24 protein-coding genes and 1 pseudogene are annotated in these 25,396 nt (G+C 36.8%); 14 read left to right on the forward strand and 11 right to left on the reverse strand.

The features are described 5' to 3' along the window. Positions 1-76: 76 nt before the first annotated feature. Positions 77-2,944, forward strand: a pseudogene (locus ACK1JC_RS14500) (efflux RND transporter permease subunit); the annotation flags it as partial. A gap of 8 nt (positions 2,945-2,952) precedes the next feature. After that, the gene (locus tag ACK1JC_RS14505; RefSeq protein WP_409512582.1) at positions 2,953-4,344 is read left to right on the forward strand and encodes an efflux transporter outer membrane subunit; all 1,392 of its coding nucleotides are present in this window, start codon (positions 2,953-2,955) and stop codon (positions 4,342-4,344) included. Between the two features lie 280 nt (positions 4,345-4,624). Here ACK1JC_RS14505 and uraH read toward each other — a convergent pair whose 3' ends face one another. After that, positions 4,625-5,023, reverse strand: a complete 399-nt coding sequence (gene uraH, locus ACK1JC_RS14510; RefSeq protein WP_409512583.1) for a hydroxyisourate hydrolase — start codon at positions 5,021-5,023, stop codon at positions 4,625-4,627. A gap of 2 nt (positions 5,024-5,025) precedes the next feature. After that, positions 5,026-5,523, reverse strand: a complete 498-nt coding sequence (locus ACK1JC_RS14515; protein ID WP_409512584.1) for a GlcG/HbpS family heme-binding protein — start codon at positions 5,521-5,523, stop codon at positions 5,026-5,028. A 102-nt stretch (positions 5,524-5,625) separates the two neighbouring features. Between ACK1JC_RS14515 and ACK1JC_RS14520 the strand changes: the two genes are divergently transcribed. After that, a complete protein-coding gene (locus tag ACK1JC_RS14520; protein ID WP_409512585.1) occupies positions 5,626-6,300 on the forward strand; it encodes a heavy metal response regulator transcription factor in 675 nt (224 codons plus the stop codon). Continuing rightward, the gene (locus ACK1JC_RS14525; RefSeq protein ID WP_409512586.1) at positions 6,300-7,673 is read left to right on the forward strand and encodes a heavy metal sensor histidine kinase; all 1,374 of its coding nucleotides are present in this window, start codon (positions 6,300-6,302) and stop codon (positions 7,671-7,673) included. Before ACK1JC_RS14520 ends, ACK1JC_RS14525 begins: the two co-directional genes overlap by 1 nt. 283 nt (positions 7,674-7,956) lie before the next feature. Here the strand turns inward: ACK1JC_RS14525 and oxyR are convergent, their stop codons facing one another. The 4 genes from oxyR to rubA form a co-directional block, all read right to left on the reverse strand. Continuing rightward, positions 7,957-8,862, reverse strand: coding sequence for a LysR family transcriptional regulator OxyR (oxyR, locus tag ACK1JC_RS14530; RefSeq protein ID WP_409512587.1), 906 nt, complete (start codon positions 8,860-8,862; stop codon positions 7,957-7,959). 13 nt (positions 8,863-8,875) lie between these two features. Next, positions 8,876-9,814 (reverse strand): alpha/beta fold hydrolase, encoded by a 939-nt coding sequence (locus ACK1JC_RS14535; protein WP_409512588.1) that lies wholly within the window; start codon positions 9,812-9,814, stop codon positions 8,876-8,878. Between the two features lie 68 nt (positions 9,815-9,882). Next, positions 9,883-11,073 carry an NAD(P)/FAD-dependent oxidoreductase gene (locus ACK1JC_RS14540; protein ID WP_409512589.1) on the reverse strand — a complete coding sequence of 397 codons (1,191 nt, stop codon included), beginning with the start codon at positions 11,071-11,073 and terminating at the stop codon, positions 9,883-9,885. A gap of 73 nt (positions 11,074-11,146) precedes the next feature. Further along, positions 11,147-11,311, reverse strand: a complete 165-nt coding sequence (gene rubA, locus ACK1JC_RS14545; RefSeq protein WP_409512590.1) for a rubredoxin RubA — start codon at positions 11,309-11,311, stop codon at positions 11,147-11,149. Between the two features lie 661 nt (positions 11,312-11,972). Here rubA and ACK1JC_RS14550 point away from each other — a divergent pair. Further along, the gene (locus ACK1JC_RS14550) at positions 11,973-12,515 is read left to right on the forward strand and encodes an adenine phosphoribosyltransferase (RefSeq protein WP_409512591.1); all 543 of its coding nucleotides are present in this window, start codon (positions 11,973-11,975) and stop codon (positions 12,513-12,515) included. Between the two features lie 136 nt (positions 12,516-12,651). Here the strand turns inward: ACK1JC_RS14550 and ACK1JC_RS14555 are convergent, their stop codons facing one another. Beyond that, positions 12,652-13,158, reverse strand: a complete 507-nt coding sequence (locus tag ACK1JC_RS14555; RefSeq protein WP_409512592.1) for a YqiA/YcfP family alpha/beta fold hydrolase — start codon at positions 13,156-13,158, stop codon at positions 12,652-12,654. Positions 13,159-13,331: 173 nt separating this feature from the next. After that, positions 13,332-14,048: a hypothetical protein gene (locus tag ACK1JC_RS14560; protein WP_409512593.1), complete on the reverse strand. Its 717-nt coding sequence runs from the start codon at positions 14,046-14,048 to the stop codon at positions 13,332-13,334. Positions 14,049-14,159: 111 nt separating this feature from the next. Between ACK1JC_RS14560 and lysS the strand changes: the two genes are divergently transcribed. Both lysS and ACK1JC_RS14570 read left to right on the forward strand, forming a co-directional pair. Beyond that, entirely contained in the window at positions 14,160-15,692 is a 1,533-nt protein-coding gene (gene lysS / locus ACK1JC_RS14565; RefSeq protein WP_409512594.1) for a lysine--tRNA ligase, read from the forward strand. A 199-nt stretch (positions 15,693-15,891) separates the two neighbouring features. After that, positions 15,892-17,349: a capsule assembly Wzi family protein gene (locus ACK1JC_RS14570; protein WP_409512595.1), complete on the forward strand. Its 1,458-nt coding sequence runs from the start codon at positions 15,892-15,894 to the stop codon at positions 17,347-17,349. A 287-nt stretch (positions 17,350-17,636) separates the two neighbouring features. On the opposite strand, the gene ACK1JC_RS14575 is transcribed toward ACK1JC_RS14570, so the two are convergent. Continuing rightward, positions 17,637-18,080 (reverse strand): GNAT family N-acetyltransferase, encoded by a 444-nt coding sequence (locus tag ACK1JC_RS14575; protein WP_409512596.1) that lies wholly within the window; start codon positions 18,078-18,080, stop codon positions 17,637-17,639. A 151-nt stretch (positions 18,081-18,231) separates the two neighbouring features. Here ACK1JC_RS14575 and cysD point away from each other — a divergent pair, with 151 nt between their 5' ends. The 5 genes from cysD (at position 18,232) to ACK1JC_RS14600 (ending at position 22,876) form a co-directional block, all read left to right on the forward strand. Further along, positions 18,232-19,140: a sulfate adenylyltransferase subunit CysD gene (gene cysD, locus ACK1JC_RS14580; protein WP_409512619.1), complete on the forward strand. Its 909-nt coding sequence runs from the start codon at positions 18,232-18,234 to the stop codon at positions 19,138-19,140. 157 nt (positions 19,141-19,297) lie between these two features. After that, a complete protein-coding gene (cysN, locus tag ACK1JC_RS14585) occupies positions 19,298-20,911 on the forward strand; it encodes a sulfate adenylyltransferase subunit CysN (RefSeq protein ID WP_409512597.1) in 1,614 nt (537 codons plus the stop codon). 859 nt (positions 20,912-21,770) lie between these two features. After that, positions 21,771-22,280 carry a PadR family transcriptional regulator gene (locus ACK1JC_RS14590; RefSeq protein ID WP_409512598.1) on the forward strand — a complete coding sequence of 170 codons (510 nt, stop codon included), beginning with the start codon at positions 21,771-21,773 and terminating at the stop codon, positions 22,278-22,280. Between the two features lie 9 nt (positions 22,281-22,289). Beyond that, positions 22,290-22,601 carry a DUF3861 domain-containing protein gene (locus tag ACK1JC_RS14595; protein WP_409512599.1) on the forward strand — a complete coding sequence of 104 codons (312 nt, stop codon included), beginning with the start codon at positions 22,290-22,292 and terminating at the stop codon, positions 22,599-22,601. A gap of 14 nt (positions 22,602-22,615) precedes the next feature. Further along, positions 22,616-22,876, forward strand: coding sequence for a DUF2798 domain-containing protein (locus tag ACK1JC_RS14600; RefSeq protein WP_409512600.1), 261 nt, complete (start codon positions 22,616-22,618; stop codon positions 22,874-22,876). A 5-nt stretch (positions 22,877-22,881) separates the two neighbouring features. Here ACK1JC_RS14600 and ACK1JC_RS14605 read toward each other — a convergent pair whose 3' ends face one another. Beyond that, positions 22,882-23,226: a thioredoxin family protein gene (locus ACK1JC_RS14605; RefSeq protein WP_409512601.1), complete on the reverse strand. Its 345-nt coding sequence runs from the start codon at positions 23,224-23,226 to the stop codon at positions 22,882-22,884. 138 nt (positions 23,227-23,364) lie between these two features. On the opposite strand from ACK1JC_RS14605, the gene ACK1JC_RS14610 reads away from it, so the two are divergent. Further along, positions 23,365-24,357 (forward strand): NAD(P)H-quinone oxidoreductase, encoded by a 993-nt coding sequence (locus ACK1JC_RS14610; RefSeq protein ID WP_409512620.1) that lies wholly within the window; start codon positions 23,365-23,367, stop codon positions 24,355-24,357. A gap of 63 nt (positions 24,358-24,420) precedes the next feature. Here the strand turns inward: ACK1JC_RS14610 and ACK1JC_RS14615 are convergent, their stop codons facing one another. Next, on the reverse strand, positions 24,421-24,705 hold the full coding sequence (locus tag ACK1JC_RS14615) for a hypothetical protein (protein ID WP_409512602.1): 285 nt from the start codon (positions 24,703-24,705) through the stop codon (positions 24,421-24,423). 142 nt (positions 24,706-24,847) lie between these two features. On the opposite strand from ACK1JC_RS14615, the gene ACK1JC_RS14620 reads away from it, so the two are divergent. Then, positions 24,848-25,351, forward strand: coding sequence for a hypothetical protein (locus ACK1JC_RS14620; protein ID WP_409512603.1), 504 nt, complete (start codon positions 24,848-24,850; stop codon positions 25,349-25,351). Positions 25,352-25,396: the final 45 nt, after the last annotated feature.

The following is a 25,396-nucleotide window of genomic DNA, read 5'->3' on the forward strand; positions in this document are numbered from 1 at the left end:
TCTTGCTCATGGTAAACTCCTGATGAGTGTGTTTAGTTTACCAAGTTAAAACCTCCTGTTTTTTCAGCACACATCAGCCATTAACTCATCGAGTAGTCAGAGTTCGGCACAAGTAGTTTTGAATTTTGATTTGGCAACCGACATTAATGAAGCGGCAAGAGAAATACAGGCCGCCATCAATGCCGCCATGTCGCAGCTACCCTCAGGCATGCCCAACCCACCTGAATATTTTAAGGTGAACCCAAGCCAAAGCCCTATTTATTACTTAGCACTGAGTTCGAAACATTTATCTGCGGGTAAATTGTATGAAATCGCAAGTGATCTATTACAACCTAATTTGGCACAGCTCAGCGGTGTGGGGGAGGTTTCTATTGATGGTGCTTCCATGCCTGCGGTGCGAATTACCTTAAATCCAAATGCGCTTATTTCGCAAGGCGTTACTTTAGAGCAGGTACGTGAAGCCATTGATAAAAGTAACCGTACACAAGCGCTTGGTGTGGTTGAAACTGAACAATTACGTTGGCAAGTGGCACTTTCTAGCAATTTAAAAACAGCGGCTGATTTTGCCAATCTGACTATACATAAAAATGCTCAAACCATTGTACGGTTAAAAGATGTGGCTGAGGTTCAAGACTCAGTGGAAAACCGTTATGTGAGTGGCTTTCATAATGGTAAACCCGCAGTCATTATTAAAATTAGCCGACAGCCGAATGCCAACACCGTTGCAACCATTGAGAAAATTAAAGAAAGATTGCCTGAATTGCAAATGATGATCCCTGAGGATGCTCAACTTGCAACAGTAATGGATGGTTCAAAAATTATTCGGGCAGGTTTAGATGAAGCAAGAGATACTTTGTTGCTTTCAATCATTTTGGTCGTGATTGTTGTCGCAATAATGCTTGGGCGAGTACAAAGTGCATTGGTGCCTGCTGTAGCTTTAATTGTGGTTTTGATTGGCGCAAGCAGTTTGGTGTACTTGGCTGGATTTTCACTTAACAATTTGTCCATTATGGCAGTCATTGTCGCTATTGGACTTGTGGTTGATGATGCTATTGTGGTTCTCGAAAATATTGAACGTCATATAGAGCAAGGCGAGCAACCTATTCAAGCTGCCTTAAAGGGCATTCAGGAAGTTGGGACGACCTTGGTTGCTATGAATTTAGCTTTAGTCGTGATTTTTATCTCTATTTTGTTTATGGGGGGAGTAATTGAGCGCCTCTTTCGAGAGTTCTCTTTAACTTTAGTTTTTATTGTTATTTTATCGGTAGTGATTTCACTGATCTTAACGCCAAGCTTATCTGCACGCTGTCTGAAACCATTGGCTAGCTATCAACATCAAGCGCTGTATCAATATAGTCATCGGTGGATGCAAAGTCTAAATCGAGCTTATTTAGTATCTTTAAAATGGATGCTCAGGCATAGCTATTTGATTATTGTGTTATGGGTTAGTGCAATTGTTGGCTCGGCTTACATTTATCAAACCCTACCTAAACGTGTATTGCCTGAGCAAGATACAGGGCAAATCGATGCCTTTATTCGAGGCGATGATGGATTTTCATTTCAAATTATGCAGCCCAAAATTGCAGCTTTTAGCGAGAGCGTTCTGAAAGATCCTGCGGTACAAAATGTAGTAGGAACTTCGGGTGGCTCAGGTGGGACAACCAATTCATCATTGATGGTGAGTTTAAAACCAAAAGCTGAACGAGATGGTCAAAGTGCTCATGAAGTTGCAGAGCGTTTGAAACAGAATGCGCCGTGGCAGGCAGGGGCAATTTTTTCTGCACGTGTAAAACAAGAGTTGGAACTTGATGATCCATTTGGTGGAAGTGGACAGGATTATATGTTACTCCTGCAATCTGACAATGTGGCATTGCTACGTGAGTGGGTTCCTAAAGTTGCATTGGCAATGCAAAAACTTCCTCAGCTTGAAGAAGTAGAGTCGATGGGCGATGAAGGTGCGCAACATGTAACTTTAGAAATTGACCGTGAGGCTGCTCGACGCTTGGGCGTAAATATAGAAAGTATTTCCAGTGTCTTAAATAATTCATTTTCACAGCGCCAAATTTCAACGATTTATGATCAGACACAACAGTTTCATGTGGTTATGGAAGTCGATAAACGTTTTACCGAACAACCTGAGGCTTTGACCAATATACGCGTACCGAATCAGCAAGGCGAGTCAGTTCCATTAAGTAATTTTGCCACATGGTCTTACGGAATTACCAATGATCGAGTATATCGTCGTAATCAATATGCTGCCATGGGAATTGGTTATGTCGTAAAACCAGAATATACCAATGAACAAGCCGATGTCGCAATTCGTTCAGTTCTACCTGAAGTCATGTTGCCAAACGAAATTTTCATGACCAGTGATAAAGAAGCCGAAGAACAAAGCTTACAAAGTGGCTTAAGCACGCCTGTACTTGTGTTGGTAGTGATTTTAATGATCTATATCGTATTAGGTGTGACCTATGAAAGTGTACTTCATCCTTTTACGATTCTGTCCACCATACCCGCAGTCGCCTTGGGAGCTTTACTGACACTATGGACATTTGGCTTCCATTTTACCCTAATTGCCTTGTTGGGAATGTTCCTACTCATTGGGGTCGTAGTGAAAAATGCCATCCTTCTCATTGATTTTACATTGATGGAAAGGCGGGCAGGAAAATCAGCTTATCAGGCAGTATTATCAGCAGCGGAACTACGGTTTAGACCCATTCTAATGACGAATACGGCAGCATTGTTAGGTACTGTTCCATTGGCACTCAGTTGGGGTGAAGGGGCTGAATTGCGTCAGCCATTAGGTGTAGTGATTGTCGGTGGATTGGCGCTTGGACAATTACTTACTTTATATACTACGCCTGTGTTGTATTTAGTTTTGGAAAAATGTGCTGAATTTTTTAAAAGATCGAAAAATGTGCATGCGATTGATTTGGGTAAATAGGAAACAAAATGCAGAGTTTAATTTATAAAAATTTGATGAGCCTAAGTTGCGTGCTCATTTTAACTGCTTGCAGTTCTCATATGCTATTGCAACCACCTGAATATAAAATTCCACTTATACAAGCCGATGATCAATATAAATATGCAGATTTAAATTGGGTACAAACCTCAGCCATTAAAACTTCCGATGATGGGTGGTGGGACATTTATCAAGACCCAGTGTTAAGTCGGTTGATGGAACAATTGAATCAAGAAAATTTAAGTTTAAAACAAGCTGAAGCACGTTATCAGCAGGCACAAGCATTACTTGATATACAACGCGCCAATCGGTTACCAAACATCACAGTAAATGGTTCTACAAACCGTAATGGGGCAAAAAATATATCAACAAGCGGTCAATTTGGGTTGGCTCTTCAAGCCAGTTGGGTACCTGATGTATGGGGGCGAGTGGCAAAAGCCATTGAAGGACAACAAGCCAATTTAGAAGCGAATCAAGCAGATTTAGACGCTGTGAAATTAAACCAACAGTTGTTAGCTACAGAAACTTATTGGAATATCAGAGTGTTGGATGCTCAATTCGATTTGCTTGAACATACTTTAAAAAGTTATATTCGCTCAGTTCAAATTTTAAAGAATCAATACAATGCAGGCATGATTGCTCGGGCAGATGTCATACAGGCTGAAACCCAATTAAAGCAGGTACAAATCCAACAGATTGAAACAACTAGAGATCGAAATTTACAAGAAAACATTTTGTCAGTGTTACAAGGTAAAAGTGTTGCCCAATTTCAATTGACCAAACAAAAGCAAGTATTGACAGTACCACACATACCATCAGAGCTTCCGAGCCGATTATTGGTACAGCGTCCCGATGTTATTCATGCAGAACGTGAATTAGCAATAATGCATGCTGAACTAGGATTAGCCCAAACAGCATGGTTGCCAGATGTAACAATTGGCTTAAATGGAGGGTTAAATAGTCAAATTTTTAGTCATCTTTTTCAATCGCCACAATACTTATGGTCTACAGGTTTACAAGCTGCAACAATTATTTTTGATGGTGGCACACGAAAAGTTGAAATTGCTCAGGCTCAAGCCAATTATGATGAAAAATTAGCAGCGTATAAGCAGGCAATTTTAACGGGGTGGAAAGATGTTGAAGATGCTTTGTTACAAGCATCGAGTTTTAAACAGCAACAAGATGAACAAGCGAAACTATTTGCCTTGGCAACTGAAAATGAACAAGTTGCGATTCGGCGTTACAATGCAGGTTTGGTGAGTTATTTGGAAGTAGTGACTGCTCAAAACTTAAGATTACAGGCAGAGCAGACTACTTTACAATTGCAGCAATTACAATTGAATAATGCTGCACAATTGGTTGCTGCATTGGGAGGAGGTTGAGAAGGTTTTAATTAAGATATTGTTATTAATTTTTTTCAGCCAAGATTTTACCAAATAGTAGCGTATATAAAATTTTAGACTAAACGATATCAACACTAAAGTTTCGAAATACCTATGAAAATTGAGTGAGTCAAAATAAGGTTCGTGAAATTTATTTTTTGCTTATAAATTACATGAAAGCAGTTGTGAATAGCCAATAAAATTAGAAAAGCATATTCATGTATGAAAAAGTATGAACAAAATAATAATCATTTTATTCATACTTTTTTGTCATTAACGTTTAATTGCCACGATAGGTTGAATAACCATAAGGGCTCACTAATAAAGGAATATGATAGTGCTTTACTGCACCATCTACATTAAAGATGACAGGCACTTCTGGAAAGAAACTATTTTCATTATGACTTTTAAACCAATCACCTGTTTTAAAAGTCACGCGATAAACACCTTGTTCAAGTGCTTTATGATCAGGGTATAGCGCAGTAACGCGTCCATTTTCATTGGTGAATTTTTCATTGAGTTTGATCCATTGACCTTTTTTATTTTGTTCAAGAACAACAGCAACTTCAGATGATGGTAATCCAGTTTGTAAGTTAAGTACATGTACACTTAAAGGATTATCAGCGGCCATTGTATATGCACTTAATAGCATTCCTGTACCCAATACCAATGCTTTCATATTTATATCTCCTGTGAATTAAATGTCATTTTGATTGCCTGTTCGGCACATAAATCATCATTTTTAGAACCACCAGAACCCGCAATTCCAATGGCTCCGACGACTTCATTTTGATAAACAATTGGAAAACCACCGCCTAACAACAATAGTTCTGAGAAAGAAGTGAGGTTTTGTGAGTCAATATTCTGCCGAGCATTTTGGCTAAAAATAGTGGTTGGAGTTTTAGTTGAAAGTGCAGTAAATGCTTTTTTTTGTGCAGCGATTGCATTATGTGGCCCAACACTTTCATGACGTTTGATTAAGAGAGGTTGACCACTACGATCCAATATCGCAACAGCTAAATGCTTATTTAACTGTTGACAAGATTTTTCAGCATTTATCGCTAATTTTTCTGCTGTAGCTAAATTAAGATTATACTGCTTTGAAAGTTCGAAATTTTCTGCAAAACTAGGCGCGCTAAAAAACAATCCCAGCATCAGTCCTAAAATGACTTTTTCCATACGACCCACCTCTTTGTATTGCTTTTAGTCTAATTAAGCAGTCGAAGTGCAACATGACATTTACATTACAATCTTGTCATTTTAGAAATGGATGTTCCTATCATGCGTATTCTTATTATTGAAGATGAAACAAAAATTGCAGGTTATTTGGTACAAGGTTTAATCGAGTCTGGATATCAAGCGCAATATGTTAATCATGGTCTTGAAGGGCTAGAGCTTTTAAAAAAAAAGCGATTTGATTTGGTTATTTTAGATGTAATGCTGCCCGATATTGATGGCTGGACTGTATTACAAATATTGCGACAATTTTCTCAGGTTCCTGTGATCTTTCTGACCGCTAAAGATCAGATTATGGATCGGGTCAAAGGGTTGGAATTAGGAGCAGATGATTATCTTGCCAAACCTTTTTCATATGTCGAATTGTTGGCTCGAATTAAAAGTTTATTTCGTCGCCAACAAGTTCAAATGGGTAATATTTTAACGCTTGCAGATTTACAACTTGATTTGACTCAACACAAAGTTTTACGTGCGAATCAATTGATTGAATTGAGTAAAAAAGAATTTGATTTGTTACGTTTTTTGATGCAACACCATAATCAAATTATTTCACGTCGCCAAATTGCATCAGAAGTCTGGCGAATCAATTTTGATACAGATACGAATTTTATTGATGTTGCCATCCGACGGTTACGTCAAAAAGTAGATGATATCAGTGAACTTAAATTAATTCATACCATTCGTGGTTTAGGCTATAAACTTTCAGAAGAGATTGTTTGATGAATGTGCGTTCACTAGAGTTTCGACTTACACTCATGGTGACACTTGTCTGTACCATTATATTGTGCTTGGTTGGTATTTTGACTTATTTAGGAATCGACCGTATCTTGATTCGTGAACAGGATCAGGCTCTAGCCTCGCGTATAGAACGTTTGGAAATATTACTTCAAGATAGCGAAAATATTCAACAAATCGTTCAGAAACCTAAGATTTATCAAAATATGTTAGGAAACCAAGATAATCTATTTATCTTAATTCATGACAAAGAAAAATTAATTAATATCAATCCATTAGATATCAATATTCCCGATTTGATCGCTGATCAAAAAATCCATTTTCTTGACCTGCATCAAGATAAATTATCGACTCGTATCGCTTGGAAAAATTTTGAAATTTCAGGACAATCCTATCAATTAATTGCAGGGAAACAATGGTCTGAACGTCTTGGTATTTTATATTCTTTTCGCAATGACCTGATTTTTTATTTTGGTATAGGCATCGGAATAATATGTTTATTTTGTTGGTTTGTTTGCCGTTTCGGGTTAACGGGTCTACGTGAACTAACTCATCAAACTCAGGCTATAGATATTCAATCTTTACAACAGAGGATTGTGATTCGGCATAAAAGCAGTGACATTATGCAACTGAGCCATGCGATTAATCATATGTTGCAACGTATTGAAAGTGGTTATCAGGAGCTTAATCGTTTTTCAGAGAATATTGCACATGAATTTCGAACACCATTGAATAACGTGATGGGACAAACTGAAATTTTACTTTCAGAGCCTCGTACATCTGCTCAATATCAAGAATTACTGATTTCACATTTAGATGAATATCAACGTTTAAGGCGCATGATCGACAGCATGTTATTTCTAGCGAGAGCAGAGCAACAGCAAGTTAGACTAGATTTTCAGTCTATCGAAATTCAAGAATTTATTGAAAATATTTTGAGTTTTTATGAACTTCTAGCGAGTGAAAAGCGTATACAGATCATGTCAGAAGTTGAAAATTTAATTGTTAAAACGGATCCTGATTTATTACAACGTGCAATCTCTAATCTAGTTGAAAATGCAGTTTTACATGGCTCAGAAGGTGGCATCATTCATCTTTATGCAAAATACGTTACATATAAAAACCGAGAAATGATTAAGATTTCTGTGCTTAGTCAAGATGTATTCATTGAAAATCAGCATTTACCTTATATTTTTGAACGCTTTTATCAGTGCCAGTCATCTCGTCATTTACAAGGGCGTTCTGGTGGTTTGGGTTTGTCGATTGTGGCTTCAATTATGAAATTACAAGAGGGTGATTATCATGTTGAAAATACAGAATGTGGGGTTTGTTTTTCTCTTTATATACCCATTCATTGATCTAATTTTGATTAAAATAGAGGATGGTTTTTCTTTTTTAAATGACTAAATGTTCAAAATTTTGTCGGAAATAATAAAATCTAAAATGTGGAATTACAAAAAATATTTTAGATTGTTATAAATTGACCAAACAATTGCTTAGATCAAAAATTGAATAATTTTATACAAGATGACTGTAAAAATTGCTTACTAATAGAATTACATAAAAATTTATATCTAAGAAAAACAATACAATAAAAAACCCCAATATTAAATTGGGGTTTTAAAATAATACAATACGGACTTAATGCAAATCAGAGGTAATTTTTTGCAAAATTTGTAAAAGAACATCAAACTCATTTTGTAATGGCGTACTTTTACGCGTAACTAAAGCCAATACACGAGAAGGCGCATTTTCGATCTGTTTAATGACAATCTGTTCATTGCTTTTCAGCATATGTGCATGAATTGCGATTTCAGGCAGTAAGGTAAAACCAAGATTGGCACTAACCATTTCAACCAATGTCGGTAAAGAACTCGCTTTTAGGCGGTGATCATTTTTACGTTCACTAATTGGACAGACACTTAAAGTATGGTCACGTAAACAATGACCTTCTTCAAGTAGCATTAAATGTGTTAAATCGAGGTCATCTAGCTTTCTTGCATTGGCAGCATTTTGATCATTTTTATTGTAAACCAAAAATAAACTTTCTTTTGCAACTTCAGCAACTTTTAGACCACGTGTATCGAAAGGTAGAGCGAGCATGATCATGTCCAAATTACCATGTTCAAGCTTTTCTACAATTTTATCACTTTGCGCTTCATGCAAATGTAACTGAATTTTGGGCAGTTGCTTATGCACTTCATCTAATAATTTAGACAAAATAAAAGGCGCAATAGTCGGAATAATACCAAGATGTAGATCACCCGTAAGCGGCTCACTCATCTCACGGCTTAATCGCATTAAGTCCTGAGCATCGGCAAGAAGGACACGGGCGCGGGCGACAACTTGTTCACCCAACGGAGTTAAACGTACGTTTTGACGATCGCGTTCAACAAGTACGCCACCCAATAAACGTTCAAGCTCCATAATCCCGCCTGAAAGCGTAGATTGAGTGACGAACGAACGGCGCGCTGCTTCAGTAAAGTGCAACGTCTCAGACAATGTCACCAAATATGACAGCTGTCTTAGGGATGGTAATGCAGCCATAGTGTCCTAATATTTACGATTTAAAATGATGAGCAAATAATCCACTAAGTTGAGGAATAAAGTGCGGAGGGATATCATGCCCCATTCCTTCAATTAATTCAAACTTAGCACCTGATATTGCCTTGGCAACAGCCTTACCATGACTCGGTGGAAGTAGACGATCTTTTGATCCATGAACTACTAAAGTCGGTTTTTGAATCTGTTTATCCAATGGTAATAATGAACCTGTACATAATATTGCTAAAAACTGTTGAAGTACACCCGCTGGATGATAACTTCGTTGATATAACTTACGAGCGGTCTGTAAAGCTTCCAATTGATTTAAATATCCAGGAGAACCAATCGTTTTAAAAACTTTTAACGAATGATTGATAATACCTTGTTCATCACGCGATTCAGGTTTACCAATGAGTGTAAATAATTGCTTTGGAAAGGGTGGTGGCAGTAAAGGCTGATTATTACTGGTGAATATTAACCCTAATTTTCCAATTTTTTCAGGATATTTTGCTGCAAGAATTTGTGCGATCATACCGCCCATGGAAGCCCCAATAATATGGGGTTGATCTAAACCTAAGCGATCAATAAGTAGTGCAACATCATCTGCCATATCATAAAGATTATAAGGCGCGCCATTATTAGGTAAGCCTATGGCAAAACGCCCCATCAGTTTTAAATGATTCAAACGAGGGCCTTTGTGGCGAATTTTAGAAGATAGACCAATATCACGGTTATCAAAGCGAATTACACGATAGCCTTGATCAATAAGAGATTTACAGAAAAAATCGGGCCAAAATAACATTTGTGCACCTAAGCCCATAATCAACAAAATGGCTGGATCAGTTTCTTTTCCGCCTATTTCAACATGCAATTGCACACCATTACCCAAGTCAATCGAAGTTTCTTGCATAAAAGGTGTGTAAGGAGAGATTTGGAACTGAAGTGCACTATTCATTATTATTTTTCCTAGATAGTGAAAGAGGTCTGTATCTTTTATATGGATACAGACCTTTAAAAATCAATTTAAACTGTAGCAGGAATCAGGTCAGGAACGAGTTTAGTCAAAGCTAAGCGTTGTTTGCCTGCAGTTGCACCGAGCAAGACAAAACCTCTGAGTGTACCTGTTGAATCAATGGCTTTTGACAACATACCATCTTCAAACTCTTCATTTTCCCAATTGACTTCAACACCCACAGGCACAGGAAGCACAGTCAGTGGAGCAGCAGGTGTTTTAACAGCAACGGGCATAGCTGGATAGTGGACATTCGTATTTTGACCATCAAGTGTTTTTGCAAGTGCACGTGCTTGTTGCATCAGAGGCATCACATAAGGCAATAATGTACCATTAATTTCTGCACAGTCACCGATTGCATAAATATCCGGTTGATTGGTTTCCATTAGGGTATTTGCAATGATGCCACGGCTTGTTTCAATATTCGCCGTTTTTGCTAAGGCAATATTTGGCTGTAAACCAATCGCAGAAAGTACGACATCTGCAACTAACGATTGACCATTAGCGAGTACAACTTGGTAGCCAATATCAATTTTACTGATTTTTTCAACCGTTGTGCCGAGTGCGAACTGAATGCCTGATTCTTGTAAATTGTGTTGGAAGGCTTGTGCAACATGTGCTGGCAAAAGTCGACCTAAAGGCTGTGGCGCTAAATCAATCACCGTGACTTTGTGACCTGTATTTTGTAGATCATTGGCAAATTCACAACCAATTAGACCTGCACCTAAAATGACTACACGTTTTTCACCTGATTCAGCAGTAGAGCACTGATTCAGTGAGTCGCGAAATGCACGGTAATCAATCAATGAATTTACGACATGAATATCATCACTACCATCACCTGCAATGGCTAAACGGACAGGATTTGCACCCACAGCAAGAATAAGTTTGGAGTAACCTTGAGTTGTGGTTTGACCTGCTTGATCTAGGGTTAATTCATGTTTATCAGCATCAATCGATTTAACCCATGTATCGTTTTCAATGCGAATATTGAGTTGTGTACGCATTTTTGTCGCATCGGCAAGACCAATTTGATCAGGTGCTTTGTTACCGACTAAAGCATTGGAAAGCGTCGGTTTTGCATAATTCACCGCATCGTCAGCACTGATCATAACCAATTCTTGTGTTGGATTTAATTTGCGGAATTCCCGTGCTAGGGTATAACCGGCCATTCCTGAGCCAATAATGACGATTGGTTGCATATTTTTCTCCGCTTTTTACTTATTCAAATAACATAAAAAAAGACCATGCAGCATCATGGTCTTTGTCTTGTAATCAGATTTCGACCATTTCGAAGTCTGCTTTAGACACGCCACAGTCAGGGCAAGTCCAATCATCAGGAATATCTTCCCATTTTGTGCCAGCAGTAATACCATCCAATGGCCAACCTTCTGCTTCGTCATAAATCCAACCACAAACGATGCATTGATACTTCTTCATTTAACTCTCCAAAAAAACCAACAGCTCATCAGCTAGACTCTTGGTTTTTATATGACCTTTATAATATGCTCAGACTTCTTATTTTGTATTGCTACATTCTTTATTATTACCGTAAATAAAGGCGATAAAGAATTTCAATCAGAAGTCTATTGAAATGTTGCTCTAAGTTTACATATTCAATTCAATTGAATTTTTACGCAGTTTCAATATGAAAGTAAAGTAATTAAAGGGAGTTTACCGTACTAATCTGAAAGCTGAATGGCAGAGTAGGACAAAAGCAGGGGCGTTTTGGCAAATATATGATTATTTTGTCTAACAATTTATATCGTCGTATTTTATTTAATCAACCGAATTGTTAAATAATCAATTGTTTATAAATGTGAAGATGAGTTTTAATGCATTTTTCATATTCAAAGATAATGACATAAAATGAAAATCTTTAGACTATTGTCTAGCATGATTTTTGTATGTAATGAGGTATAATTAATTCAGAATATTATATACCCAATATTTCATATAAAAATGATGTAAATAAAATCAATTAGTTATGTTTTTTCATTGACTCTTTTATTGCTATTAAAAAACCCTTGAGCTGTTAAATTGTATAAAAATGCGTTAAAATTCACCTATTCCTTATTATACTATTCTCCCTATTATGAACATGTCTACTGCTTTGTGGTCACACATTCGTACTGTCCAAAATTTTCCAAAACCAGGTATTTGTTTCTATGATTTAACGCCATTGTTTATGAATAAACTTGAAGCGTTAACAGATGCACTTATTGCCAGTATTCCTGTAGATCAACTTGAGCAATTAGACAGTTTTGTAGCAGTAGAAGCACGTGGCTTTGTATTGGCGAGCTTACTTGCACAACGTACAGGCAAAGGTTTATTGTTGGTGCGTAAAGCAGGTAAATTACCACCTCCAGTTGTGGGTGTCGGTTATAGCCTCGAATATGGTTTAGATCGTTTAGAAATGTCGGCTGACATTGCAGCGCAAAAAGTGATTATTGTTGATGATGTCTTGGCAACGGGTGGCACACTACGAGCTGTAAAACAGTTGATGGATAAATGTCATCACACGGTATTGGGTGCAAGTATTTTTCTTGACTTACCTACACTGCATGGTGATTTAGGTATGACGATTTGGTCTGTATTAGATGAAAGTTCAAAACCTGTCATCAAAGAAGTTGAAGTTGCATAAGCAATAGACTTCAAACGTATAGATTTTTGTTCTTGATGAATAAAAAAACCTGTCTATTGCAGGTTTTTTTATGCGTGAAAATTACAATAATTTAAGATTGATGTATAAAAAGTATTGATCAATCAAATCGAAAAAATTAGGACTGAAGAAAGGTTTTCTGCATATATTCGATTAATGCATTCAAATTTTCAGGTTGCGCCAAACGATGATGACCACCTTCAATACTTTTAATTTGCATGAAGGGCTCAAGCTGCTCTGATACTTCATACATATTTAGAACTTCATCGCCAAGTTCAATATAAGCAGTTTGTGGGATATCGTGCTCAAGATCATGTTCATCTATAGGGCAGTAATCATCTCTAAAGTTAGGCGAAAGGCTAGGGTTGGCAATGATTGCAGGCATTCGATGTAGAGAGGAAAGTTTTAGCGCCCAATAACCGCCTAGACTGTGACCGACTAAAAGATCAGGCTTAATAGTTGCAATAGCATCATTATAAAATTTTTCGACCGTTGCATAATTCAAATTACGATAATCAACATCTATGCAAAACTTTTTGGTAGCATGAATGGCATGAAATTTAGTTGATTCTCGAGAAGAATCAAGTCCATGTAAAAATAAAATTCTTAAATTACTTTGATTCATTGTTATCGCTTTCATACTGTCTTTTATACAAAGATAGATTTGAATTGAAACGTTATATTTCAATTAACTTTCTGGTTCTGTTCATTGTACGTATTAGCAATAATATGAAAAGTTAGCTTTTGGTCTAAGATGATTAAACGACTGTATGATTTTATACTGATTGAGATGAATACTTATTCCGAATTACATTGAATAATCAGCGGTTGATCAATCGTAAACGGTATAGGAATACCATATTGATTGTAGGGATAGAAGCGTGCTTTTTTGAATTGTGAGGTCATTAAATGAATGGTTTCTTGATCTAAAGTTGGATTATATTTGACGGCATAAATTTGCCCTTCAGAATCTACAGACAAATTGGCATTGAAGATAAGTTGATGATTTTGATCAGGTCGTATTTTTAATCCCTTTTGTTGTCGTGTTTCATTATTACAGAGGTTTTGCAGTCCATCATTCATGGCTTTGAAACCCGGTTTAATGTTGTACTGAAATCCTCTTGGGAATTTGATTACTAAGATGTATTTGCCATAATAAAAATCGGTTTTTAGTAGATTTTTTTCATCAGTATTTAAATTGGATTTACTCGAAAGGCTATCAATTTTAGGTAGTTGAGAAATTTTGATCTGACGAGCAATATTTAAGGCTCGAGTATTTAAAAGACTGAGTTGGGCATGCGGATTTAATAATTTGACTTGAATTTGTTGATTGAGCTGTGGAATTAATTCAAGTTGCCAAACGTAATTTTGTGTATTTACGTTAGTGGATTCGATACGAGTCGGCAGATCTTTACGTGCTGTGTTTAATATTTGAATAGGTGAAGCAATCGTTACACTGCATTTAATCATCCCGATCAAAATCAGCAACATGGTCTTGTGTATGCTTGAATGCAATTACTTATCCATTTTTTATTTTTGTAGGCTCATTGAATTATAGTCATACGCATTATGTTGTAAATCTGCTATGCTATGCAACTTCCGTTTTTAATTACAATCGAGGCAGAGATGACGCAACAAAACGCTCAATCGACTTCTGAACCAACTATTTCCGAGAACGATTTAATAGCACAGCGTCATGCCAAGCTTAAACAAATACAAGACAAGGCTCAAGAAACTGGAACGAGTCCTTGGCCAAATACCTTTAAACGTGAACATTACGCACAAGATTTGCAAGATCAATTTGCAGAAATGTCTAAAGAAGACATCGAAGCAGGTGAGAAAGTTTATGTGTCTGTCGCGGGTCGTGTAATGTTGAATCGTGGATCATTCATAGTGATTCAAGACATGACAGGTCGTATTCAGTTGTATGTTGCACGTAAAGAACTTGAACCTGATGTTTTAGAGACAATAAAAAGCTTAGACCTTGGTGATATTGTTGCAGCTAAAGGTTATATCGGTCGTTCTGGTAAAGGTGATCTTTATGTTCATATCGAACATTTTGAACTTTTAACTAAATCACTTCGTCCACTTCCAGATAAATTCCATGGCTTAACAGATACTGAAGCTAAATACCGTAAGCGTTATTTAGATTTAATCGTGAATGAAGAAACACGTAAAACTTTTGAAATTCGTGCAAAAGTCGTGTCAGGTATTCGTGCGTATTTAACCAATGAACGCTTCATGGAAGTTGAAACGCCAATGATGCATGTGATTCCTGGTGGTGCATCTGCACGTCCATTTGAAACACATCATAATGCGTTGGATATGCCATTGTTCTTACGTATTGCACCTGAACTTTATTTAAAACGTTTGGTTGTAGGTGGTTTTGAACGTGTATTCGAAATTAACCGTAACTTCCGTAACGAAGGTGTATCAACGCGTCACAATCCTGAATTCACCATGATTGAATTCTATCAAGCCTATGCAGATTACAAAGACTTGATGGAATTGACTGAAAAGATGCTTGAAAAATTAGCCATCGACATTTTAGGTTCAACTGATGTTTCTTATGGCGAAGAAGTGTATAGCTTCAAAGGGCCATACAAAAAAATCTCAATGTTCGATGCGATTCTTGAGAATAATCCACAGTTCACACCTGAAAATGTCGGTGATCGTGAATTCCTTGCAAACTTCGTTAAAAATGAATTGAAAGAACAAGTTAAACCAGGTTTTGGTTTAGGTAAACTTCAAACGATTGTATTTGAAGAAACCGTTGAAACTAAACTTCGTCAACCAACTTTCATTACTGAATATCCTGCGGAAACTTCTCCACTTGCACGTCGTAATGATGATAATCCACATATTACCGATCGTTTTGAATTCTTTATTGGCGGTCGAGAGCTGGCGAATGGCTTCTCAGAGTTGAACGACCCAATCGATCAAGCAGAACGTTTCCAGGCACAGGTTTCAGAGAAAGATGCAGGAGATGATGAAGCAATGCACTATGATGCTGAATTTGTTGAAGCATTGGAATACGGTTTACCTCCTACAGCAGGTCAGGGTATTGGTATTGACCGTTTGGTGATGTTATTCGCCAATGCACCAAGTATCCGTGATGTGATTTTGTTCCCACATATGCGTATTAAACAAAGCAACTAATTTTTTTAAATAAGTTGTTGTTTAAAAGTAAAAAAGCCACTGATTTTAGTGGTTTTTTTATATCAATTTTGAGCCTTAATTATTTGTTGAGAGACCTAGTTTTAAATACACATGATAGATAAACACACAGATTTACCATTGAATAAAGTGACTAAAATCTTTATGGTGGGGCGGAGAAAATAAACTTGAGAAATAACACATGTATTTAAGAAAAGCGCTCTATGCTGCAGTTTTAACGACGATGAGTCTGCCTATTTTTGCACAAGGTTTAGTGCTGAACAATGAAGATATTCGCACTGACTTAAATTGGTTAACTCAGCAAGGCGTGATTCAGATCAGTACATCGACATGGCCAATGAGTGGTAATGAAATTCAGCGCGCGCTTTCTCAAGCTAAAATTTCAAATAATGCACAACAAAAAGTGATTGATTCAATCCAAAATGCGTTGAAAGCGGACAATCAAACTGCAAAAATAGGATTATTCGCAGAAACGGATCAAAAAAATATTCCACAAGCCTTTGGGGATAGTACTAAAGCTCAATACGTTGGATCACTTGAATTAAATGCAGGTGGCGAAAATTGGGATGGTAAATTACGTATTAATGCAGAAAAAGATCCACAAATTGACAATGGTCAAGACGTCAATGTTGAGGGTTCTTATATCGCAGGAAAATTATGGAACCAATGGTTGATTGCAGGACAAATGCCGACTTATTGGGGCCCAGGTCATGATGGTAGTTTAATTCGTGGTGATGCGAGTCGTCCTGTTTATGGTTTTACTGCGCAACGTGCGGAACAAAAAGCATTTGATACAAAATGGTTGTCTTGGGTTGGTCCTTGGCAGTATCAAGCATTTGCGGGTCAACTTGATGATTACGAAGCAATTCCTGATGCGAAAATATTAGGCTTTCGTTTAACAGCTCAGCCACTTCCGTATTTGGAGTTAGGGGCATCTCGTATTCTACAGTGGGGTGGAGAAGGTCGCCCTGAAAGTTGGGATTCGCTTTGGAATGCAATAAAAGGTAATGATAATTTTAATGATGGTGATGATGATAAATCGAACCAAATTGCAGGATTTGATGGGCGTTTAAATTTACAGCCTTTACTTGATGTACCTGTAAGCCTATATGGGCAGTATGTCGGTGAAGATGAAGCTGGATTATTACCATCGAAGAAAATGTACTTAGCTGGCGCTGATTTTTCATCAAGTTATAAAAACATGCCGTATCAGCTTTATGCCGAGTGGGCAGATACACGTACTAATGGCGATGCAAAAGGGATTTCATATAGTCACTATATTTATCAAGATGGTTATTACCAACACGGCTTTCCGCTCGGACATGCAATGGGCGGTGATGGTGAAATGATTTCGGTGGGTGGTGATATTCGTTTTGATGTAATGAATCGCTTAAGTGGTCGTGTGATGTATGCCAAAGTGAATCAATCTGCAGCTCATTTTGGTGATGATCAAATTAATAAAGCGTTTCCTGAAGATGATAAAATTAAAGCACTTGATTTAACATGGACACATTATTTGAAGCCGACTTTACCATTGAAAATCAATGGTTGGGTGAGTGATTCAGATCGTCAAGGTAATGATGCTGGGGCATCTATTGGAATTGAAATTCCACTTGATCGTGATATTTTTGGTTTCTAAAAAGTAATTGTTTGAAATACTCATTATAAAAGTTCATATCAATATGTTACATATGGACTTTTATATAATGAACGATTAATTAAAGTATAAAAATACCTGATTTCAGGTATAGCACTGTTATTTTTAGAACGTTATTCTATAAGTGCTTATCCATCATGACCTTGATGAATAAGTTATTCCTACTTTAAAGCATGAAAGATGAGGTTGTGCTTTTATGTATTTTAAGGCTTATTCATATTGGATAAGCCTTTTTTTAATAAAATTGCATAACTTCAACAATACGAATTTTAGAGTGTCTGTTTATACTGAATAAATCCTGTTTGACTCGCAACTTGATCATAAAGATATTGTGCGGCGATATTCGATTTTTGTGTTAGCCAATAGATACGATCAAATTTTTCAGCACATACTGTATAACTATGTTCAATCAGTTTACGAGCAAATCCTTGATTTCTAAAATTTTCATCAATATATAAATCTTGTAAATAACAATACGGTTTTTCTGTCCACATACTCATGTGTGAAATTAAATGTACAAAACCCATCATTTTTCCTTCATGAATCAGCGCATAACCAAACATATCTGCTTGCTCTGAATTTGTGATTCTCTTCCAAGATAATCTTATTTGTTGTTCTGTCATTTCTGATTTATAAAAGTTTAAATAACCTAGCCAAAGAGGAAGCCATTGCTCAAACTTTATCTGTTCTAATGAAAGGATATTGGTCATCATTTTATTGCGTTCTCGTGATTTATATATGATGTTTTTTTATATCAATATAAAAAAACAAGCAATAGAAAGGGGTTGTAAATCACTATAATGAATATAAATTTTAATATGTGTAATAAGTACACGTTTTTGTGAGTTGGTGCTGTCAATGTCTATATCTGAGGAAAGACTTACTCATCTCAAGCAACTTGAAGCTGAGAGTATTCATATTATCCGTGAAGTTGCTGCTGAGTTTGAAAACCCAGTCATGCTTTATTCAATCGGGAAAGACTCAGCAGTAATGCTGCATCTTGCATTAAAAGCATTTTATCCTGCAAAACTTCCTTTCCCACTGTTGCATGTCGACACAGGTTGGAAGTTTAAGGAAATGATTAAGTTCCGCGATAATATGGCAAAAGAGCATGGTTTTGACCTAATTGTTCATCAGAATAAAGAAGGCAAAGATGCAGATGTAAATCCATTCGATTACGGTAGTTCAAAATATACTGACATTATGAAAACCCAAGGCTTAAAGCAAGCTTTGGATAAATATCAGTTTGATGCGGCTTTTGGTGGCGCACGCCGTGATGAAGAAAAATCACGTGCTAAAGAACGTGTTTATTCGTTCCGTGATTCTAAACATCGTTGGGATCCGAAAAACCAACGTCCTGAACTTTGGAATCTTTATAATGGTAAAGTGAACAAAGGCGAAAGTATTCGTGTATTCCCATTGTCAAACTGGACTGAATTAGACATTTGGCAATATATTTATCAAGAAAGTATTCCTTTAGTGCCTTTATATTTGGCTGCTGAGCGTCCAGTTGTTGAGCGTGATGGTACGCTCATTATGGTCGATGATGAACGTATGCGCTTGAAAGAAGGTGAAGTTCCACAAATGAAATCGGTACGTTTCCGTACTTTAGGCTGTTACCCATTGACTGGCGCAGTTGAATCTAAAGCGGATACCTTGCCTGAAATTATCCAAGAAATGCTTTTGGCAACAAGCTCAGAGCGTCAAGGTCGTATGATTGACCATGATGAAGCGGGCTCGATGGAAAAGAAAAAGCAAGAAGGTTATTTCTAAATTAATTTTTAATCTCTCCCCATGCGCAGCAGTGCTACTCATCTTTTAAAAGAGGGGGAATCCTGAAAAGAAAGAGTGGAAAGTCCCTCTTTCTCAAAGAGGGATATAGGGAGATTAAAAAAACCGATTTCTAAAGAATATTGTGGAGCTTTGAGCGATGTCTCATCAATCAGAATTGATTAGCCAAGATATCTTGGCATATTTAAAACAGCACGAAAATAAAGACTTATTGCGCTTTCTAACTTGCGGTAATGTGGATGATGGTAAATCAACTTTAATCGGTCGTTTACTTTACGATTCAAAATTGATTTATGAAGATCAGTTACAAGCCGTAACTCGTGATTCGAAAAAAGTCGGTACAACAGGTGATGCACCTGACTTGGCGTTACTTGTAGACGGTCTACAAGCTGAACGTGAGCAAGGGATTACCATTGATGTCGCTTATCGTTATTTCTCGACTGAAAAACGTAAGTTCATCATTGCGGATACTCCAGGGCATGAGCAATATACGCGTAACATGGCGACTGGTGCGTCTACTGCGGATCTTGCGATTATTTTGATCGATGCTCGTTATGGTGTTCAAACACAAACGCGTCGTCATACTTATATTGCGAGCCTTTTAGGGATTCGTAATATTGTAGTTGCGATCAATAAGATGGACTTGGTTGAATTCTCTGAAACTCGCTTCAACGAAATTCAAGCAGAGTACAATGATTTCGTCAATCAATTGGGTGATCGCAAACCTGCCAATATTATCTTCACACCAATTTCTGCATTGAATGGTGATAATGTGGTGAATCCATCAGTGAATACGCCGTGGTATAACGGTAAAACACTGATGAATACTTTGGAAACAGTCGAAATCAGCCGTGACACAAGCGCACATGAATTCCGTTTTCCTGTACAGTATGTGAACCGTCCGAACCTCGACTTCCGTGGTTTCTGCGGTACGATTGCTTTAGGTTCTGTGAAAGTTGGCGATGAAATCGTGACTTTGCCATCAGGCAAAAAATCAACAGTTAAAGAGATTGTAACTTTTGATGGCAATTTAGAACATGCTATTGCAGGTCAAGCAGTGACGTTGACCTTGAATGATGAGATCGACGTTTCTCGTGGTAATGTTTTGGTGAAAGCTGGAGAGCAACCACTCATTTCACGTTCGGCTCGTGCAACTGTGGTATGGATGGCAGATCAACCTTTAGTGGTGGGTAAGTTATTTAACGTTAAGTTTGGTACGCAAACCATTCCTGCCAAAGTATCTAAAATCAATTTCCGTACCAATGTGAATACTTTGGAAAAAATGGAAGTTAATCAATTAGATTTAAATGCCATTGCTGATATTGATATTGAGTTTGATGTACCTATGGTCTTTGACCGTTATAACGACAGTCGTTATACAGGCTCATTTATTTTCATTGACCGTTTAAGCAATGTAACGGTGGGTGCAGGTATGGTTGAGTCTGCAATCGAATGGTCAGCGCATGATGAACCTGTCACAGCAGAAGCGCGTGCAGCTCGTTTGGGTCAGAAACCTGCTGTTGTGGCTGTAACAGCTAAAGCACTTGAAAATGCGCAAGCACTTGAGAGCTTGCTTATTCAGCAAGGTGTAGTTGCAATTGCTAAAGTTGGCTTAACAGCAGAACAAGTGGCATTACTTCGTCAAACAGGTATTGTTGTGATCACTGATTTGGAGCAAGGCGCAGATGTAACATTAACTCAGGAAGCTGTTGAAGAACTTGCTGAGAAAATTGTGGAAACTGTTCGACTGTAATAGATGAATTGATGTGAAAAGCCCACGTCAGTGGGCTTTTTTATGACAATACAATAGGTGAATGCATTGAATTAGATGATTCTTGAAAAAGTATATTGCTATGCGCGTGAATAGATTCAGAATAAAGCAAAAAAGAATCAAGCCTTTAAATAGTAATCTTGATATAAATAAAAAATGCTGTTTGTAGTCATTATATAAGTAGAGTTTTTAAAAAATGAAAATACAAGCGACTGTGAGAGTTGATCATTATTTTTAGAATATTTAATGTCGTAAGTGGAGTAGCCAAATGACTGCGCGGCTTATGCTTATTATGGCGACGAAAATAGCCTGAAAATCAAAGAATATCAAAAAGCTCCATCCAGATGCACCATTTACTTTTGATGCTTAGAATTCGACCTAATTAATATAAAAATAAGCCAGAACTTGAAATATAACGATAGCTTTGAAAGCATAATCTCAAGGGAACTGTAAAAACCACGCCCAAGCGATAATTGCCAATGTACTTAAGCCTGTGAAAAATGCAATTTCAAGTCGATTTTGCCATGTCATCGAAAGATGGTTAAACATAATGCTGCACCTCAAATTTTGCAGCTGAGATGGTTTAATTTTTATCTCAATAAAATTGTATTTTCAAATCGATCATAATCTTTTAACAGTTTAAAATATATCGTTTTTTGATAGATATTGTTTAACCTATTTTTGCTGTATCACATGAAGCTAAAAATAAAGAATCTATATTTTTAGTAAGGAATAGGAAGGCACTGTAGTTGTGGTGTTGTAATTTAAAAATTATAAGGTTGAAATTTTATTACTTCACATATAAGATATATCTTAATAAGTCTTATGGTATGTCTTAATGATGTCAAATTCAGAAGATTTTATTGATATCGAAAATAGTAAAAAGCCACGCAAACGCCTGTTTGAAGCAGGGCATATGAAGCTTTTGGTATTACATCTGATTGCGCAAACCCCTCAGTTTAGTTATGACATTATTAAAGAAATTGGCAATATTGTGGGTGGTGGTTATAGCCCAAGCACAGGTACGATTTATCCAACGTTAAATTATCTTGAAGAACAACAGTTTATTCAGTCAGATATAACGTTAGATGATCGTAAACAATATCGTATAACAGATGCAGGAATGGTGCATTTACAACAGCAAATTGAAACGGTTGAAAAAATAATGAATCGTTTTGATACTCGCAAACAGATTCAAAATAACCAACAATATTTAGAGATTAAACGTGCGATGGAGCATCTTAAAGCCTCGCTACGCCTCAAAATTCAACACTGCGAACTGAGTGTTGACCAAGTCCAAGATATTGCCGATAAGATAGATCAAGCCGCTGTGGAAATTAGTCGTTTATAGGAGCAGAACATGAAACAACATCAATACGAAATAACTGTAAAACATATTGCCGATGCACAAGGTCAGCCTTCAAGCTACAGCGAGATCTTACAGTTTCAAGCCTATAATCATGATGATTTATTTAAAATTTTGGAAAAATTGGCTAAGGCTAACTTACTTGATGATGAAAAAACTAAAGCATTTACCGTGGGATTGAAACTATTTGGTGAAACTTTATTGGAAAATAAAGACATTCCGTTATTTAAAGAATTTTTGCCACAGTTTGCACACTTTATGAAAGCTTTAAAGCAAACCGTTAAAACTCAAAATGAAATGAATTAAAAAATAGGTCTTATATGTTAAATCATTTTCCAAAATTTCACCCTAAACACTTGGCTTGGTTAATGCCATTAATTTTATCAGCCATCATGAGTGGCACTATTTCATGTTTTAACATGTGGATGAATTTAGGCTTTATTGATGGGTTTTTATCAACTTGGTTACATGCATGGGGCATATCATGGCTTCTCGCATTTCCACTGATTTTAGTGATGTTACCTTTGGTACGTAAATTTTTGATGCAGTTTGTGTATGCACCCAGTCATTTGGAAAAATAAGTGATTTAATCTTCAATATGAGCGAATGTTCGGCTTAAAATATTTTGCATTTCTAGCACATTTTTAACGCCTACAATACGCTGAATAATTTTTCCTTGGTAAAAAATTAAGGTTGATGGGAGTCTGTAGACGTTATAGCGTAAAGTGAGAATGGGGGATTGGTCGATATTCACTTTCCCAAATTTAATGTTGATTTGTGTACTTTGAAAATACGTAGCCGTTTGTTCAAAAAATGGAAAATTTTGTACACAGGGTGCACACCAATCTGCGTAAAAACGAATCACAGCAAAGCCATCATGCCATTCAAAGTCACTATAATTATTTTCTGTATATTGGATAATATAATGCATTAGACCATCACTATTCATTTGCTAAATAAAAACAAATTATACATAAGTCCACTGTTATTCATTCTTGAGCAACTTTATGTTCAAATACATAAAATTTGAAAAGTAATGAATTAAACAGGAAGAATGATGTTAAACCAAATGATCGCAACAAGTATGCAACAGGTGATTATTACTGAACCAGGCGGTGTGGAAAAATTGGCTTATGAAACAGTCAGTATTCCTGAAGTAAACGCAGACGAGGTTTTAGTCAAAGTACATGCATTTGGAATTAATCGCCCTGACATTTTGCAACGTCAAGGTTTATATCCTATGCCAAAAGGCGTAACGCCAGTTCCTGGGCTTGAAGTTGCAGGGGAAATTGTTGCTGTTGGTGATACAGTTACGCAGTTTAAAGTGGGTGATCAAGTTTGCGGTTTAACCAATGGTGGTGGTTACGCAGAATATTGTGTTGTACCTGAAAGCCAAACATTGACGATTCCACAAGGCGTCAGTTTTGTGCAAGCGGCGGCAATTCCAGAAACATTCTTTACTGTTTGGGCAAATGTATTTCAAATGGGTAAAGCCAAAACTGGGGAAACTCTACTTGTCCATGGTGGTACAAGCGGGATTGGTACGACGGCATTGATGCTTGCAAAATCATTGGGTTTAAAATCATTTGCAACGGTTGGTTCTAATGAAAAAGTTGAAGCTATTAGCCATTTAACGGATGCAATTAATTATAAGACGCAAAATTTTGAACAAGTGATTAATGAAAAAACTGAAAATGGCGGTGTCGATATCATTTTAGATATGGTAGGTGCGCCATATTTAGAACAAAATTTAAACTTGCTACGCCATGATGGACGTTTAGTTTATATTGCATTTTTAGGTGGTGCAAAAGCTAAAGATGTGAAACTCGGTCAGATTATGATGAAACGTTTGACTATTACAGGCTCAACTATGCGTGCGCGTACTACAGCCGAAAAAGCTGAAATTGCTCAAGGTTTACAAACACAAGTTGCACCACTTTGGGCAAAAGGTGAATGTCTGCCAATGATTTATCAAACCTTTAAATTTGATCAAATTCAAGCGGCTCATGCATGTATGGATACAGGCGAGCATATTGGTAAAGTTGTGGTTGAAGTGCTTTAACATGAAGTATTGATTTTGCTCAATGTATACCTTTTCCCAAGGGAGAAGGTATAACACAATCATTTAATCAAAAAATTTAGACAGTAAAATTCGTATAGGCCAACTGAACAAACGCCACCAAGTAATGAGTGGATACGTAAACCAATGGTCATGCCACAGCGTTTCATTAAAACGGTTACGTCTTTTTTGTTCATAAGCAGCGGGTGTAATCATGACAGCAAGGATAAGTAAAACCGCCGCTAAAATAAGTAAAAATGGGTGATTATTTTTTGTAAAATAGAAATAAATCAAATAAATGCTCGAATAGAAACAAGTGCAAGCAAGAATTGCAGAAATAGAAAAAGGCATAGAAATGATCTATCTTTATAAGATTATTATGCTAAACATTGTGCCAAAAACTGCTGATCATTTCATCTTTTCATTTAACTCAGCTTTCTGCGTGAAATTATGCGAAAATAGGTAGATTAAATTTTCTGTTTTTCGGACTCCCATGACTAAACAAACGCCTGCATCACTTAGTGATATCGAAATTATGGATATTTTACAATCCATGAAAAATGACGAGCTTGATATCCAAGCACAAGATATTATTCGTCAAGGAGGCAAAGCGGGTCGTCAGGAATCTCATAAACAGGCATTGGTTGCATTGCATGAAAGCTTTGAAGAGAAGTTTGTTGAAGCAGTGACTTTAGCTTTAAATTTAAATGAAGCTCAAGCGAAGAAAATTCGTTATAAAAAAGATCGAATCCGTATTTTGAAAGCCAAAGGCATTGATTATATGGATATTGATGGTGCAGAAACAGCACAAGTATTATCACAAGTCGCACAAGCTATTTTACGTGAAGATGCGGTTGTGACACATGATTTGCACAACATTTTCCCATTTTGGAAAGAAGGTTGGCCAATGGTTCAGTTTGATAATGCGTTCAATATTTTAAATGATGATATTCGTATTCACTATCAAGCGACTCTAGATGCATTGCTCAGCGTGTAGTACAAAATTAATATTTTGATTTAGTAAAAAAGCCAATCTGAAATA

It is taken from the genome of Acinetobacter sp. TY2 (assembly GCF_046269225.1).
Lineage (GTDB): Bacteria > Pseudomonadota > Gammaproteobacteria > Pseudomonadales > Moraxellaceae > Acinetobacter.